Raw genomic sequence first — 15,111 nt, 5'->3', positions numbered from 1 at the left:
TACAAGAAAATTGCCTATTTCTACAATATGCTAGAGTGGCAATATAACCAGGCTTATAATTAGCTTCAGTAGATTGGCGGGGTTACCAAAAATTGAAAGATAGCCAATGCAATGAAATTGCTGAATTAATTGATAAATTCACCGCAGGCAATGGTGTTCATCCTACCGCTATCGCCGGCTTAAATTGCATAAAATTCAATGCTGTTAATGACAACTTACCCAGCGTTTATTGCCCATCTTTGTGTATTATCGTACAGGGCAAAAAGCGGATCTTACTGGAAAATGAAATTTTTCAGTATCAGCCGTCTGAGTACTTAGTTGCATCTGTAGATTTGCCGGTAGTAGGACAGATTTTTGATGCCACAGAGGAAAAGCCGTACTTATGCTTGCAGCTTGAACTCGATATACATGAATTAACGGAGTTAGCCATACAGGTCAATTGCGCCAAAGACGCTGCTAAATCGAGTTATGCCGGTATTTTTATTGGTCGTGTTGATGACTTGCTTGCAGATAGCGTGCTCAGACTCGTCCGCTTGCTAGAGACGCAACGGGATATCAGCGTTTTGGCCCCTATCATCAAACGTGAGATCTATTACCGGCTAATAAACGGTGAGTACGGAGCGCAAATTTCGGCAATGACTCACATTGGCAGCAATATGCAACGTATTTCAGCGGCGCTAAAAATTCTTAAAACAGACTTCAAAAATAGAATTAATATTGAAGAACTTGCCACTCAAGTGGGGATGAGTATTTCCTCATTTTATACTCACTTCAAATCAGTGACGGCCATGACGCCTTTGCAGTACCAAAAACGTTTTAGGCTGCTTGAGGCACGAAAAATTATGATCACTGAGCGTCAGGACGCGGCCAGTACTGCATACCAGGTAGGTTACGAAAGCCCATCACAATTCAGTCGTGAATATGCTCGCATGTTCGGCAACCCACCTAAACGTGATATTAGCGTTCTTTCCCGTAACTATTGATGGATAACCAAGCGACGTGCGCAGTATTGGTGCCGAGTCAGCGCATCAGTATTGCTTGTTCTTCCGGTCGCAGGGTCAGTACGTCAACGCCGGTTTCGGTGACTGCCACTGTATGCTCCCACTGCGCTGACAACTTTTTATCGCGGGTGACGACTGTCCAGCCATCTTTTTTGGTTTTTACTTTCGCACTGCCCTGGTTCAGCATCGGCTCTATGGTAAATACCATGCCGGGTTTAAGCAGCATGCCGGTGCCGGCGGCGCCATAATGCAGCACCTGCGGCGCTTCGTGCATGTCCCGGCCAATACCATGGCCGCAATATTCACGCACCACACTGTAACCTTTACTGCGGGCAAACTGCTCAATGGCAAAGCCAATATCACCGAGCCGGGCACCGGGTTTTACCGCCTTAATACCCAACCACAGTGCGCTGTAACAGTCATCTACCAATTGCCGTGCCGCTAAGCTTAGCTCACCTATGCCATACATCTTGCTGGAATCGGCAATAAAGCCGTGTTTTTCCAATGTGATATCGACATTAACAATATCGCCCTCTTTTAGCAGCTGGGTAGCGGATGGCACGCCGTGACATACCACGTCGTTAACCGAGGTATTGAGCACATAGGCAAAACCATACTGACCTTTACTGGCTGGCCGCGCCTGCAATTCATCGACAATATAATGCTCGGCCAGCTCGTTAATCTGCAAGGTCGACATACCGGCCACTATTTTATCGTCCAGCATAGCAAACACCTGTGCCAGTAAACGGCCAGCCTCGCGTTGCAGCGCCAGCTCTTCAGCAGTTTTAAGCTGAACGCCGCTCATCGCCACCTCCGGCCAGTTTCACATCGGCTTGCTGCAGCAGCATCTGCACCAACTGCTGATAATTATGTGTTGGGTACAGCTCGGCCAGCATACCCATTTTTAGCCAGAATTCGGCCTGGGCATTAATAGAGCGCGACATAGCGCCGCTGGCTTTACGAATTTCTTCATGCAGCTCATCTGCAATTTTCACAATACCCAAGGTTTACTCCGCTGCCGGGCCGATGAATATACGAATTATATATAAAACATATATTAAGTAAAGTGGCGTTTGTACTGGCAGTTGCATCTTAACAAAACAACTAATTAACAATGCATATTGCCAATTTCAACGTTATCGCTAACACTGGCATACACTGATATTGCTGAAGGATTGTTTACTATGCCCCGCTTTGCCCTGCGTAACCTGTATTGGCTGCCCTTGCTGTGCTGCCCGTTAACGGTATTGGCCGAATTTGATCAATGCAGTATTGAGGTACCCAGCGCAGTGCATGGCAGCCAGATCTGGCTGCAGCTGGGCCATCCGCTGAATATGACCAAAGAGCGTCTCGGTCGTTTACAAGATAGCGCCGGCGCTAAACTGATTGCGCTGGCTTATCAGGGCTGGCAGCAGGGCAAAACCGAGCAGCAAATTAGTAATGAGGTTGCGGCACTGTGTAAAACATTCAGCACTGCTGAGCTGGAGGCAGATATCGTTGATGACCCCTGGCCGGTGCCTCGCACTGTATGCGGCGATGTCAGTGAAAGTGTACTACATGCGATGAACGATTCGGGCAGTACCGCTGCAGCGACCGTACTGTTTCAGTTAAAAGGCGAGGAGCCGGCGCCGAACTTACTGCCGCTGGCCGAACAGGCTGTGGCACTGAAACGGCAAAATATGGCCGATATGCAGATCCTGGAGCAGCTGTATACCAGCTGTGCAGCAAAAAGCGCCGCGGAAAAGGCGGCGCTTGGCAAAGAGTTTTATGTCGAGTAAAGCGGGTTATACCGATACCAAGGCTGCCAGTGAGCGGTCAATTTCCTGCTCGCTATTAATTAAACTGGGCGCAAAGCGGGCGTATGATTTGCGATAGGGTGTACTGCTGATAATAATGCCTTTGCTGTGCATCGCTTTTACCACCTCGTCCGGTGCCATTTGCTTATAGTCGAAACACACCATCCCGGATGACAGTTCCGCCGACATCGGCGTATGTAGCTTAACACCTTTGATTTGTTGTAAGCCTTGTTTGGTTTGACTATTTAACTGATGAATACGCGCTTGCACCTCTGCTTTGCCCAGCTGTAAATGCAGCTTGAACGCTTCCGGCAAGGCCCAGCGATGTTCAAACGAGTGAAAACCTCCGGGTGTCATATGCTCGCCAACCGGCACTTGCTCCTGAGTGCTGCCGCCGAGCCAAACATCGTATGAGCGGCTAAAGCTTGGAATAACGGCATGGCAGTGATCCCAGCCGCGTTTACTGCCCCAGATCACCCCGGTACCGCGCGGGCCGAACAGCCATTTGTGGGCACCGGCAATAAAGAAATCACAGCCCAGTGTTGATACATCAACGTTTTCAATGCCAAAGCCATGCACACCGTCAACACAAAAAATGATCTGGTCGGCTTCATCACGCTGTTTATTTTGCTCTGCCAACAGCTGCGCCATAGCGCGGATTGGCAGCTTAACGCCGTTACAGGAATGCACCCAGGTTACCGCCACAACCTTAGTGGCAGGTTTAATAGCTGCTTTAAGTTTGCCTAGCACCTCATCAACAGACACCAATGCCGGCTCATCGTATAGCGCCACCTGCCGCACTTTAGCGCCTGTTCTGTCTGCCCTTAGCTGTAACGATAAATCCGTTGAGTAATGATCATACACCGTTTGCAGTATTTCATCGCCGGGCCTTAACTTAAGCCCGCTATATACCAGTGCCAGGCCCATAGTCGTGCTGTCGGTCAGCGCAATTTGCCAGGCTTCGCCGCCCATATAATCAGCCGCCGCCGCAGCTATTTGCTGATCTATGGTCATAAAGTGCTCGTGCCAGTAATCGGCCGGATTTTCATCAAAGGCTTTACGGTGGCGCGCTATCGCATCGGCTACCGGTTTGGGATGTGATGCCAGCAAAAACGTGGCAAGGTGGATATAGTCATATGTTAAGGCAAACTGCTGTCGCAGTGCCCGCCAGTCGGCTTTTGCCAGTGCTGTTGCTGACGCCGGCTCAGTGCCGGCATGCAACAGAGCAGATACCGGCAGCAGGCTGCTGCCAACTAACAATGAAGTATGAGTAAGAAAGTCGCGGCGTTTCATCATCAATCATCCTGATAAAATTTTAATCAGTTTAGTTGATAATCCACACCGCAATGCAGTTACAACGCCAGCCCGGCAATTATTTCATCATCAACCCGATTGGCCAGCGTGACTTTTAACTTCGGTGTTCTGGCCATTTCGCGTTTAATGGCAAAATCGGCCTCGGCGTTGCGGGCCCAGCTGCGCCGCGCGATACCGTTGTTAACATCGAACAGCAACATCGATTTTAACCGCCGCTCGGCATCGCTAGTGCCATCCAGCAGCAGGCCAAAGCCACCGTTGATCACTTCGCCCCAGCCAACGCCGCCACCATTATGAATAGACACCCAGGTGGCACCGCGGAAGCTGTCACCAATCACATTATGAATGGCCATATCAGCGGTAAAACGGCTGCCATCGTAAATGTTCGAGGTTTCACGAAATGGTGAGTCAGTACCGCTGACATCGTGATGATCGCGCCCCAGCACTACCGGGCCAATCTCGCCACGGGCAATGGCGGCATTAAAGGCAGCGGCAATTTCCATCCTTCCTTGCGCATCAGCATATAAAATCCGCGCCTGCGAGCCTACCACCAGCTTGTTCTGCTTGGCATCTTTGATCCAGGTGATGTTATCCTGCATTTGCTGCTGAATTTCCTCAGGCGCCTCTACCATAATGCGCTCAAGCACCTGGGCGGCTATAGCGTCGGTTTTATCCAAGTCTTCCGGCTTGCCTGATGTGCACACCCAACGGAACGGGCCAAAGCCGTAGTCAAAACACATTGGGCCTAATATATCCTGCACATAAGACGGGTATTTAAAGTCGATACCATTGTCGGCCATCACTGCGCCGCCGGCGCGCGAGGCTTCCAGTAAAAAGGCGTTACCGTAGTCAAAGAAGTAAGTGCCTTTTGCTGTGTGCTTATTCACCGCATCAGCATGGCGTTTTAATGTCGCCTGCACTTTGGCTTTAAACAGCTCAGGCTCGTCACGAATTAAGCGATTCGCTTCATCGTAGCTGATACCGACCGGGTAATAACCGCCCGACCAGGGGTTATGCAGCGAGGTTTGATCTGAGCCCAGATGCACGAAAATGTCACTTTGATAGAAGCTTTCCCAGACATCAACCACATTACCGATATAGGCTATCGACACCACTTCTTCGCTCGCCTGCGCCTGTTTTACCCGGGCAATCAGCGCGTCCATGTTATCGATTAACTCATCAACCCAGCCCTGCTGATGGCGTTTAGTGGCCGCCTTTGGGTTAACCTCAGCACAGACAGTAATACAGCCGGCGATATTACCGGCTTTAGGCTGAGCGCCGCTCATACCGCCTAAACCGGCGGTGAGGAAGATTTTACCCTTCGCACTTTCGCCCTTTTGCAGCACTTTACGAAAGGCGTTCATCACCGTGATCGTGGTGCCATGCACTATGCCCTGCGGGCCAATATACATGTAAGAGCCGGCGGTCATCTGGCCATACTGGGTTACACCTAACGCATTAAAACGCTCCCAGTCATCCGGCTTCGAGTAGTTCGGGATCATCATACCGTTGGTCACCACCACCCTGGGTGCTTCTACCGACGATGGGAATAACCCCATTGGATGACCAGAGTACATATGCAATGTTTGATCACTTTCCATCTCGCTTAAGTACTGCATGGTTAAGCGGTACTGCGCCCAGTTTTGAAATACCGCGCCATTACCACCATAGGTAATCAGCTCTTGTGGGTGCTGCGCCACCGCCGGATCGAGGTTGTTGTCGATCATCAGCATAATAGCTGCGGCCTGTTGGCAGTTAGCCGGGTATTCAGTAATTGGCCGTGCTTTTAGCTCGTAGTCCGGCTTAAAGCGGTACATATAAATACGGCCATAATCATTTAGCTCTTTGGCAAACTCTGGCGCCAGTTCGCTGTGCCAGGCTTTGGGGAAATAGCGCAGCGCATTACGCAGCGCCAGTTGTTTTTCGGCTTTAGTTAAAATGTCTTTGCGCTTCGGCGCCCGGTTGGCATCCGCCGGGTATGGCTTGGCCGCAGGTAACTCGGCTGGGATACCTTGCTTAATCTGCTGTTGAAAAGTCATGTTGTTATCCTCTTAATTCAGCGCAAAGCTAACGCTAAAGGCCTGGCTTTTTACCAGCGCAATCATCGCATCGATATCTGGCTTTAATAAGCGATCTTCTTCCAGCTTCGCCACTTTGCTGCGAATAAGCGCAAAATTTTGCTCAATGATATCTGAGCATTTATTCGGCCGGCGAAACTCAATCGCTTGCGCCGCGTACATCAGCTCTATCGCGAGGATTTTTTCCAAATTGCCCAGGATCTGGTTTAACTGACGGCCAGAGATACTGCCCATCGACACATGATCTTCCTGCCCCATAGAAGTTGGCACACTGTCGGCCGAGGGCGGGAAGCACAAGGACTTGTTTTCAGTAACCAGCGCCGCCGTGACATATTGCGGGATCATCATGCCGGAATTTAAACCACCGGCTTTGGTTAGCAAACGCGGCAAACCGTGTAAACCTTCCAATAATAGATAGCAGCGCCGGTCAGAGATATTACCCAGCTCCGCCGCCGCAATAGAGGCGTAATCCAGCACCATTGCCAGTGGCTGACCATGAAAGCCACCGCCGGAAATGGCTTCTTCACTGCTTATCACGATAGGGTTATCGGTGACCGAATTCATTTCAATTTCGGCCAGCTCTTTTAAATGGTAGTAAGCATTACGCGACGCGCCGTGTACCTGCGGAATGCAGCGCAGCGAGTAAGGGTCCTGCACCCGGGCGCAACCGGTATGCGAGGCCATATTTTCTGAATCTTTAAACAAGCGCCGCATACGGGCGGCCACTTCAACATTGCCGGCAAAAGCGCGGATCTGATGCAGCTCAGCACGAAACGGCGAGCCACTGCCCTGCATACCTTCAATACTCATGGCACCGGCCACATCGGCTAAATCCAGCAGGTAGCGCATCTTGGTCAGCGCCGTAATAGCATGCGATAAAATAAACTGAGTGCCGTTAATTAACCCAAGGCCCTCTTTGGCCTGCAGCTCCAGCGGCGCTAAACCATGTTGCGCTAAGGCTTCGGCTGCACTGATACTGCCATTGCCGTACCAGAACTCGCCTTCACCAATCAGCGGTAAAAATAAGTGCGACAGCGGCGCCAAATCGCCAGAGGCGCCCACTGAGCCCTGCTCCGGCACCACCGGAATCAGGTCCAGCTCAATAAACTTTAGCATGCGCTCAACCACTTCTAACCGCACCCCCGAATAGCCCTGGCTTAGCGCATGCACCTTGGTGATCAGCATTAACTTTGAAATGGCTTTGGCAATCGGCTCGCCTACCCCCACGGCATGGGTAATCAGCAGATTTTTTTGCAGTAGCGCGGTTTGGGCCGGCGAAATTTGCGTATCGCACAGCGGGCCAAAACCGGTGTTAATGCCGTAAATGGCCTTATCAGACGCGGCCATTACCTCAACGTTGTTGCGGCTTTGATTAATTCTGGTAATGGCTTCGGCGCACAGCTCTGCCTTAATGCTGCCATCAGCGATACCGTTGACGATATCTACATCCATCCGGTCTATACCATAACGAAATGTCATGTTGTGCTCCTAAATTCTGCAGATCTTGATTAGAGCCATGCTAACTTGCGCAGGTAGTTTTATAAATACATAATAATCGTAACTTATTCCGACTATATCGAACTAAAGAGCTGCCCCCATGCAAGTACAAGATGTCGACCTTAGATTGCTTAGAGTGTTCGTCACTATTGTCGAGTGCGGCGGCTTGTCGGCGGCCGAGTCGCGGCTGAATATTGGCCGCTCTACGATTAGCGCGCATTTATCTGACTTAGAAATCCGTTTAGGCGTAAAGCTGTGTAAGCGGGGCCGCAGCGGTTTTGAACTCACCGAGCCTGGCCGCATTACTTATCAGGCCTCATTAGAATTACTGCAGCAATGCGAAGCCTTTGCCAATACTATTGCCGGCTCTAAACAGCAGCTGTCAGGCCGGGTCAGTATTGCTATTATCGACACGCTAGTTAGCGATCCGCACTGCAAAGTGGCGCAGGCCATTGCCGCGCTAAAAGACAAAAGCGATAACATTCAGTTTGATTTATACGTGTGTGAAGCGCGAGAAGTAGAAACCGCCGTCGCCAATGGCCGCTCTTTATTGGGCATTGGCGTAAGCCGCCATCAGATCCGCGGCCTGGATTACACCCCGCTGCACTATGAAACCAATTATCTGTACTGCGCCGCCGGCCACCCGCTGTTTGACTGCACTGAGCAGGATATCAGCCGATTACTCAGCCGCGCCGAGGTCATTACCAGTAACTACCTGCGCGATAAAGAGCGGCGTAACGATGGTTTGCATTACCCCAACAGCGCCATTGCCTACCACGATGAAGGTATAGCCCACCTGATTTTAACCGGTAAGTTTATCGGTTACCTGCCCGAGCACTACGCCAGTTACTGGGTGGATAAAGGCCTGTTTAAAGCCATTTTACCGGCAAAGTATTCTTATCAAATTCCGCTGATGCTGATTACGTCAAAGCAGCACGCCAATACGCCACTGGCACAGGCGATGATTAAGCAGATTAAGCGTAGTCATGCGGTGAAGGAGCAAAGTTAGTAATGCTCTTATTTCCTGAACATCAGCCTCAGCAAGCGGAGAAAGCTGATACTCAGCCATTAACGCTTTGCTCCACTTCTGCAAAAATATCTAACACATTTTTAGACGCAGTTTGACCAACTGATAACTGTTTAACGCCACGCAAGAGAGAAAAACGTATAGCAAATCGAGCCGGGGCACCACAAAACAGTGCCCCTTCCAAATTAGGCCATCGAATGCAGGCCGATTAAATTGCCCTCAGAATCCCGCACCACAGAGCAAAAACCATGCTCACCAATCGACATTTTCGCCTGCTGTATACTGCCGCCATTGGCTACTGCACGCTCAGCCTGTACTGCACAATCCTCGCAGCCAAAATACACCAGCGTGCCACCACCGCCAGGAGTAAAACCGGTCATTTTGACCAGGCTGCCACCGGCACCGTAATAATTCATGCCGTTTTCTTTATCCATTGGAAAGAACCACATCTCCATCTCAACCTCAGGCGTGGGTGACGGCATGTGTTCCAGCTTGATATCAAACAACGCCTGATAAAACGCTTTGGCGCGCTGCATATTTTCTACGTAAATTTCAAAGTGCACTACCGGGTTAAATTTCATCGCTTTTCTCCTTAAGTTGGCAATACCCTGCCACAGCCAGTTGATGCTGCAGTAAAGGTAGCAGTGATTAATTCACATTAGTTAGTCGGATGGTGAGGGCGAAGATCGACAAGCGTTTGGCAGAATTTTAGCAATACCGATTAGGTCATCGTTTTGATTAAAACATGATACGAATTCTATTCTGGTTATTCCCCCTAGCGTACCCCGCCCGGCACTGCTCCGATGCAAAGAACGAAAGGCAGTTAAGCAGGTTAATTCTGTTCTGCTTTAATAATTTCTAACCAGGATTTGAGCATAAAACGGGTACTATTATCACCAGCTCATACCTCCAATTGGAAATAATTACCTCAAACGAAGTAGAAAATACTAACAATGTCAATGGAATATTGTTTTTTTTGTTTTCAGCAACCTCTTGAATGTTTATTTTTTGTGCTCTATATAAAATCAGTCTAGTAAATTAAAAATGCTAAACGTACTACTGATGTAAAATTTAATTTGCAGTATTGAATGAAGTGAAAGCATCAGTTCTGTCAATAAATGACTGAAAAATGACACAAGGAAACCACAATGAAAAATCGTCTATTTTCGGCTACAGCTATCGTCTGCATATCATTAAACGCTCTCGCTTCAGATCCAGCCTCAAGCGTCTACAAATCAACAACTGTGATAAAAGATGACGCTAACAAAGATCTGGTAGTGCTTTTTGATGGCGGGGAAAATGTTAACAGGCAATTCAGATTTTTTTCCTTTGCTGATACAGATAGTCTTTTTGGCAGCTTGGCCGTATCACAAAGCGGAGATGCTCAAACTATTAAATTTAATGCCGTTAATTACAATCTTTGGTTTGGTGGAAACTATAAATTACCATTTCAGCTTTATGTCACCACTACCGCGAATGATGATTCGGATAGCTCAAACCAAGACAAAAATGAATTGAGCATGCTCGATCCTGAGTCAGGTATAGCTATTAAATTTCCATTGCTCTGGGTTTATCAAAGTAATGGACCAGAACCTTGTGCATTCTTAGAAAAGTCAGATGTAGGACACTGTTCTTTTGGCGGAGACATAACCTTCAGCCTTAAAAACTTTGAAGACACGAACGGAAAGACTGAAACAGCATTTGGCCAAACACTCAGGTTAGGGGCCTCAGTACTTTTTCCTGTACTTGATGCCGCCACTAGTTCAGAACAAGGATATGTTTCTGCTTCAGCAAAACTTGTCTACTCACACGCCAATATCGATGATCCAACGCTACTCTTTACACCAGTCACAGATGTGGACGGCAACCCAGTTAAATTCGACAAGTCAATATTATCCGGAGAGCTTGAGCTTAAGTTCGCTATAAATGGTCAGCTCTCAATCTCTGCAAAGTGGTTAGCGCCATTTGACAACAACGATTATTTTGATGATCGCTTTCAAATAACATTGGCGAGTCAATTTTAATACATTATCGGCAGCTTGCCGATCGAAACGGCCATGCAAATCTATCCAAGTTAGGAAAAGAGCTTTCTAACTCATTGGCTGGACATGAATGTATTCGAAGTAGAGGTGAGCTAATTGCCAAGTACATCACCAAACGCAGCAAGTCAGATTTAAACGGCAGCCCTAAACGAGTTAGCACTAGGCAACTGGTTGCGCGAACAGCACGAAGCCAAAGGCCTGACTATGAGAGACATCAGTAATATCAGCGGCAAGCCGCATAGTTATTTCGGTAAGATTGAGCAGGGTATTCGGGGGCTGGATATTCTGGAGCTTTTAGAACTCTGTCAGTGGCTGGGTATTGATTATCGTTCAGCCATAAATCAAATCAATAAACTGTAATTTTGCTTTCATGGAATATGCTTGCTAGCTCATATAGCAAGCATATATGACCTAACCAATCATTCATTTAATTCAATGCCCCCAGAGCACCACTCCACTACCACTATAGATTTTATCTAGCCGCAGAATGCGCCTTTACGTTTCCAGTGCTGAAGCGATAAATGATTTTGCTTTCTTTATGGCAAGTTGCTCAATTTCAGACATCTTTAAATCCTGCTTTTTAAACGAAACTTGAACCTCACACGATTTGTATGTCCCAAGTTCATCCTTTTCTTCTTCCTTTATCGAGACAGTTGCCCAGAAAAAGTCAGCTCCATCAAAGGGGGTTACTTTAACAACGGAAAATTTCATGTTTTCTCCTTTAAAATATAATGCCCATCATATGGGGCGGCTGGAACGTTTCGGCCGTCCCAGCCCACGCTTTTTGTGGGCGACATAATGTGTTTGTCATGTGTACACCTCATTTAAGGTGAACACTTTTCCTTCAAGAATCCAAGGGCTTGGTTCAATGCATCATCGACGGTGTCACGATTAGTCCACGGCAAATTATAATCCACCCAGATTCTGTAATCTTGCGGTTTCCGACTAAAAGCTCCATTGCTCTGCGGGTAGGTAGGCTGGATAGTTAAACTCTCTTCGATATATGCTTTGGTTGAGAATTTCCCAGTTTGCCCGTCTTCGAGCGCATCAATGCGAATGCGCTCATCTGCTCCCTGAATTGGAACAACTACTTCAATCGTTTTCTTTACAGTGTAAAACTCAGAACAAAACCCATGTTTTTGATTATTGAACATTTACGTATCTCCATTTAGCACACAACGCCCGCATTTTCGGCAAATTAGAGCGCAGAGGATGAGCTCCAGTTTACTCAGTGGCTGTTACTGACTAGCCTATTAAGACATTTATCCCCCTCTCCGTGGAGGAGCCGGTGGCGGTTTCGGATTATTTGGAACATTTGTATTAGGTATTGGCCGGTCAGGCCGCGGTATTGGAGTCGGTCTGTCAGCCGGCGGGCGATTTGGCCTATTTGGTGTTGTATCTCCATTGCTCATATATTACCTCTAGCAAAAAGTCCGACTAAGTTCTTTTTCAACTTCCTGACTTACCTTTTCGATTAGTCTCTTGAAATTTGGTACATGTACGTGTCTGACATTGTTAAGGAAGTTGACTTCGATATCACGCAATTCATAAAACTCTGTTTCTAAAAAATTCTCGTCTTCAGTACCTTTTTCATATCTACACCAAAGCTTTTCATATTTCAAATATAGAAACTCATACTTAAAGCATAGCTCTATATATTCCTTGTCATTTTTTAAAAATGGAATATGGGGTTTTGCTACATGCAAAATTTGTGAAATGCCAACAATGCTTGCCCAAACATAAGGGAATTCATTCCAAATTGCCCAAGCGGCAACACTGCCAGCAGAACCAAGAGCTAAAATAAATGAATAGATGTTTCCGCAAGTTGATGCTGTTTTGGAAAGCTCACAAAGATAGCCTGCTTTAAACTTAGAGTTTTGTAGGTAATACCAAAGTCTATCTCTCATCTCAGAGCTTCCTTGTTTGATTAACGCCGAATTTAGCCGCCAGAGGAATCGACGGTCGGGTGCAATCCCTTTTTAAATTCCATACTGCTTGGCAATTTCTCTCCCCGCAGCTCGGCAAGTATCTGACCGAAGGACGGGTTGCATTTCAAGGCCACCACGGATGGTAATGCCGTTATCCAGAACTTTCTTGAATGCTGCTGGCCGAATACGTCTTGTATTCGAATTTTGACTTTTACACGATTGGATCGAGGGAAAGCAAAAGTTAAACATTGCTAAATTAACAAGTTCAAAGATCTGAAACTCGTTTATCGCTTAACTCTCTCTGAGCTTCAGAAAGTTTGCTGCTGTGTAGCGTTAGCCTACCTTGTATCTCTTCAAGATAAAGAGTATCCGACTTATTTGTCCATATATGTGTTTTGGGTTTTCCCCCTCTAGCCGGAGGTCCAAACTTTTGTGACAGTGCGTTTAATAATCCCTTTTGGGAAAAACCAGTAGTTTGTGAAAGCTCAAAACGAACCATCACTATGTAGTTATCTAATGCGGTAATAGATGCACTTTTAACTTCAACATCACCAATAGAGTCAATATCAATCGAACAGAGTAAAACGCGTCCAAATCTCTCTTGAACAACTTTGTTTGGGCACTCTTTAAACTCTTGTCCAGTTTTATAGCCTTTTAACTCCAACGGTATCTCCGTACCTGAAGTTAGACCGGGGACTGAGACTGCGCAGCCTGATAAGAAAAATACGCATTGAAATAAAAATGAAAGATATTTCACCTTCGAAACCTCCGTGTTTAATATTTATCTTAAGGTATAGTTTTTATTCGGAATGTTCAAGTTATACGGGTTAGGAAGTCAATTCTAAAATCTGTTATGGATTTCCACAGGATCGGTAACACATTATAACGACGAATTAATTATAAATACTTGTTAGCTCATGTCTGATTGGAAGTAATTACCTATTACAAATACCAGGTTTTATTTGACACGATTATTTAATATGGGAAAGCGTGTAAATTCTAAAAAGAATTTGAGGTTACAGAAGGGGAAAAATAAAGAATATGTTATTTATTTTGGTGCCTAGGGCCGGACTCGAACCGGCACGTTGTCGCCAACGGTGGATTAAGCACTAACGATGTCTCGCACAGCTTATCGGTGTTGCAGCAAAACGGCGTGATACTGGTAGACCGGTATTTGAATGAACTGCAGGACATCACGATACCGGCCAGCATACTGTATGTGTTGACAACTGAGCGGATTGATAACAAAGCGCAGTTACTACGCCATCTACTTTGCCCAAGCATCGAAACACCATTAAAGGCTGAAGATTTTGGTTATGTCGATGTCGCCCTGTTGCAAGGTTATCTGGCTGAAGCAATGAGCCAGCAGCTTACTGGCGTGAATATTCTACTCTATGGCGAAGCCGGTAGCGGTAAAACGGCACTGGCGAAAGTGCTGGCGCAAAGCCTGTCAGTACCCCTTTATGAAGCGCGTAACGTGCGAATGGAAGAAGGCTTTTTATCTAACGAGTTTGGTGCGAAAAGCTCAGACACCCAACGTATTCAGTACATCACCATGCTGCAAAGCTTAATGAGCGGCAGTGGCATGATGTTACTGGTCGATGAATGTGAAAGCCTGTTTTACAGCGCTGATACGCATTACTCCAAGGAGTCTGTGCATCGACTGTTAGAGCAAAACGCGGTGCCGACTATCTGGATAACCAATCACGTTGACCAGCTAGAGCACAGCTATATTCGCCGCTTTAAATTGGTGATGCCGGTTAATGCACCGAAAGACGAAGTGCTTGAGAAAATGAGCCGTGCGGAGTTTAAAGGCTTAGGCATCAGCAGTGAGTTTCATGTTCAGCTGAGTAAAACCCCGAACCTGACACCGGCACTGTTAGCCAACGCATCCCATGTTGCCAGAACGCTTGGTGTTAAGCGTAGTATGGCGCAAGGTGTAATAGAGGATGTGATAGAAAACAGCCTGACGGCCTGTGACTTGTGGGATGACAGTATGCGCTATCAGGCAGAGCTGGCGTTTGATATGTCACTGCTGAACATCAAACAGTCCGGCGCGGTGCTCAAGCAGATAAACCATGCTGTTGCGAATAACGCGCCGATACGGGTATTGATTAGTGGCCCACCTGGCACCGGTAAAACGGCGCTGGCGCATCACTTGGCCGAGCAACATAAGCGTGAACTAAAGCGGGTATTAAGCTCGGATGTGCTGAGTAAATATGTCGGTGGCTCAGAGAAACAAATCGCACGGGTCTTTCAGCAAGCGCATCGCAATAACCAGATGTTGTTACTGGATGAAGTTGACAGCCTGCTTACCAGCCGGGAGCGGCTAAACATGCACCACGAACGACAAGTGGTGAACGAACTGCTGGCGCAGCTTGAATGCTTTAGCTACCCGCTCTTTGCTGCAACTAATTTCGAAACAGCT

16 protein-coding genes are annotated in these 15,111 nt (G+C 47.3%); 6 read left to right on the top strand and 10 right to left on the bottom strand.

Features of this window, described 5'->3' with window-relative positions; all coding sequences use genetic code 11:
• Positions 1–92: 92 nt before the first annotated feature.
• Entirely contained in the window at positions 93–983 is an 891-nt protein-coding gene (locus RNAN_RS03015; protein ID WP_008218624.1) for an AraC family transcriptional regulator, read from the top strand.
• Positions 984–1,020: 37 nt separating this feature from the next.
• On the opposite strand, the gene map is transcribed toward RNAN_RS03015, so the two are convergent.
• Both map and RNAN_RS03005 read right to left on the bottom strand, forming a co-directional pair.
• Positions 1,021–1,806 (bottom strand): type I methionyl aminopeptidase, encoded by a 786-nt coding sequence (gene map / locus RNAN_RS03010; protein WP_008218623.1) that lies wholly within the window; start codon positions 1,804–1,806, stop codon positions 1,021–1,023.
• A complete protein-coding gene (locus RNAN_RS03005) occupies positions 1,787–1,996 on the bottom strand; it encodes a TA system antitoxin ParD family protein (protein WP_439645776.1) in 210 nt (69 codons plus the stop codon). Before RNAN_RS03005 ends, map begins: the two co-directional genes overlap by 20 nt.
• 189 nt (positions 1,997–2,185) lie before the next feature.
• Between RNAN_RS03005 and RNAN_RS03000 the strand changes: the two genes are divergently transcribed.
• Positions 2,186–2,779, top strand: a complete 594-nt coding sequence (locus tag RNAN_RS03000) for a hypothetical protein (RefSeq protein WP_008218620.1) — start codon at positions 2,186–2,188, stop codon at positions 2,777–2,779.
• Between the two features lie 6 nt (positions 2,780–2,785).
• Here RNAN_RS03000 and RNAN_RS02995 read toward each other — a convergent pair whose 3' ends face one another.
• From RNAN_RS02995 to hutH, 3 genes are read right to left on the bottom strand one after another with little or no spacing between them, the layout of a single operon-like run.
• Positions 2,786–4,093 carry an aminotransferase class V-fold PLP-dependent enzyme gene (locus tag RNAN_RS02995; protein ID WP_008218618.1) on the bottom strand — a complete coding sequence of 436 codons (1,308 nt, stop codon included), beginning with the start codon at positions 4,091–4,093 and terminating at the stop codon, positions 2,786–2,788.
• Between the two features lie 56 nt (positions 4,094–4,149).
• Positions 4,150–6,150 (bottom strand): urocanate hydratase, encoded by a 2,001-nt coding sequence (gene hutU, locus RNAN_RS02990; RefSeq protein WP_008218616.1) that lies wholly within the window; start codon positions 6,148–6,150, stop codon positions 4,150–4,152.
• A gap of 12 nt (positions 6,151–6,162) precedes the next feature.
• Complete coding sequence (gene hutH, locus RNAN_RS02985) at positions 6,163–7,668, bottom strand: histidine ammonia-lyase (protein ID WP_008218614.1); 1,506 nt, start codon at positions 7,666–7,668, stop codon at positions 6,163–6,165.
• 118 nt (positions 7,669–7,786) lie between these two features.
• On the opposite strand from hutH, the gene RNAN_RS02980 reads away from it, so the two are divergent.
• Entirely contained in the window at positions 7,787–8,695 is a 909-nt protein-coding gene (locus RNAN_RS02980) for a LysR family transcriptional regulator (RefSeq protein ID WP_008218613.1), read from the top strand.
• A 203-nt stretch (positions 8,696–8,898) separates the two neighbouring features.
• On the opposite strand, the gene RNAN_RS02975 is transcribed toward RNAN_RS02980, so the two are convergent.
• Positions 8,899–9,294, bottom strand: a complete 396-nt coding sequence (locus RNAN_RS02975; protein WP_008218611.1) for a VOC family protein — start codon at positions 9,292–9,294, stop codon at positions 8,899–8,901.
• Positions 9,295–9,861: 567 nt separating this feature from the next.
• On the opposite strand from RNAN_RS02975, the gene RNAN_RS02970 reads away from it, so the two are divergent.
• A complete protein-coding gene (locus tag RNAN_RS02970; protein WP_008218610.1) occupies positions 9,862–10,737 on the top strand; it encodes a hypothetical protein in 876 nt (291 codons plus the stop codon).
• A gap of 222 nt (positions 10,738–10,959) precedes the next feature.
• Positions 10,960–11,115 (top strand): DNA-binding protein, encoded by a 156-nt coding sequence (locus RNAN_RS02965; protein WP_081502263.1) that lies wholly within the window; start codon positions 10,960–10,962, stop codon positions 11,113–11,115.
• Between the two features lie 135 nt (positions 11,116–11,250).
• Here RNAN_RS02965 and RNAN_RS02960 read toward each other — a convergent pair whose 3' ends face one another.
• The 4 genes from RNAN_RS02960 to RNAN_RS02945 all read right to left on the bottom strand — a co-directional run bounded on the left by RNAN_RS02960 (position 11,251) and on the right by RNAN_RS02945 (position 13,440).
• Complete coding sequence (locus tag RNAN_RS02960) at positions 11,251–11,466, bottom strand: hypothetical protein (RefSeq protein WP_040551579.1); 216 nt, start codon at positions 11,464–11,466, stop codon at positions 11,251–11,253.
• A gap of 113 nt (positions 11,467–11,579) precedes the next feature.
• The gene (locus tag RNAN_RS02955; RefSeq protein WP_040551577.1) at positions 11,580–11,909 is read right to left on the bottom strand and encodes a hypothetical protein; all 330 of its coding nucleotides are present in this window, start codon (positions 11,907–11,909) and stop codon (positions 11,580–11,582) included.
• A gap of 267 nt (positions 11,910–12,176) precedes the next feature.
• Positions 12,177–12,662 (bottom strand): hypothetical protein, encoded by a 486-nt coding sequence (locus RNAN_RS02950; protein WP_040551575.1) that lies wholly within the window; start codon positions 12,660–12,662, stop codon positions 12,177–12,179.
• A gap of 286 nt (positions 12,663–12,948) precedes the next feature.
• The gene (locus RNAN_RS02945; protein ID WP_148275641.1) at positions 12,949–13,440 is read right to left on the bottom strand and encodes a hypothetical protein; all 492 of its coding nucleotides are present in this window, start codon (positions 13,438–13,440) and stop codon (positions 12,949–12,951) included.
• Positions 13,441–13,836: 396 nt separating this feature from the next.
• Between RNAN_RS02945 and RNAN_RS02940 the strand changes: the two genes are divergently transcribed.
• Positions 13,837–15,111, top strand: a 1,275-nt coding sequence (locus RNAN_RS02940; RefSeq protein WP_148275640.1) for an AAA family ATPase, incomplete at its 3' end; no start/stop codon positions are given.

The organism is Rheinheimera nanhaiensis E407-8 (genome assembly GCF_000296695.1).
In the GTDB taxonomy this organism is placed as follows: Bacteria; Pseudomonadota; Gammaproteobacteria; order Enterobacterales; family Alteromonadaceae; genus Alishewanella; species Alishewanella nanhaiensis.
The sequence above is the reverse complement of the archived record's forward strand: the minus strand, read 5'-3'. Positions and strand labels throughout refer to the sequence as shown.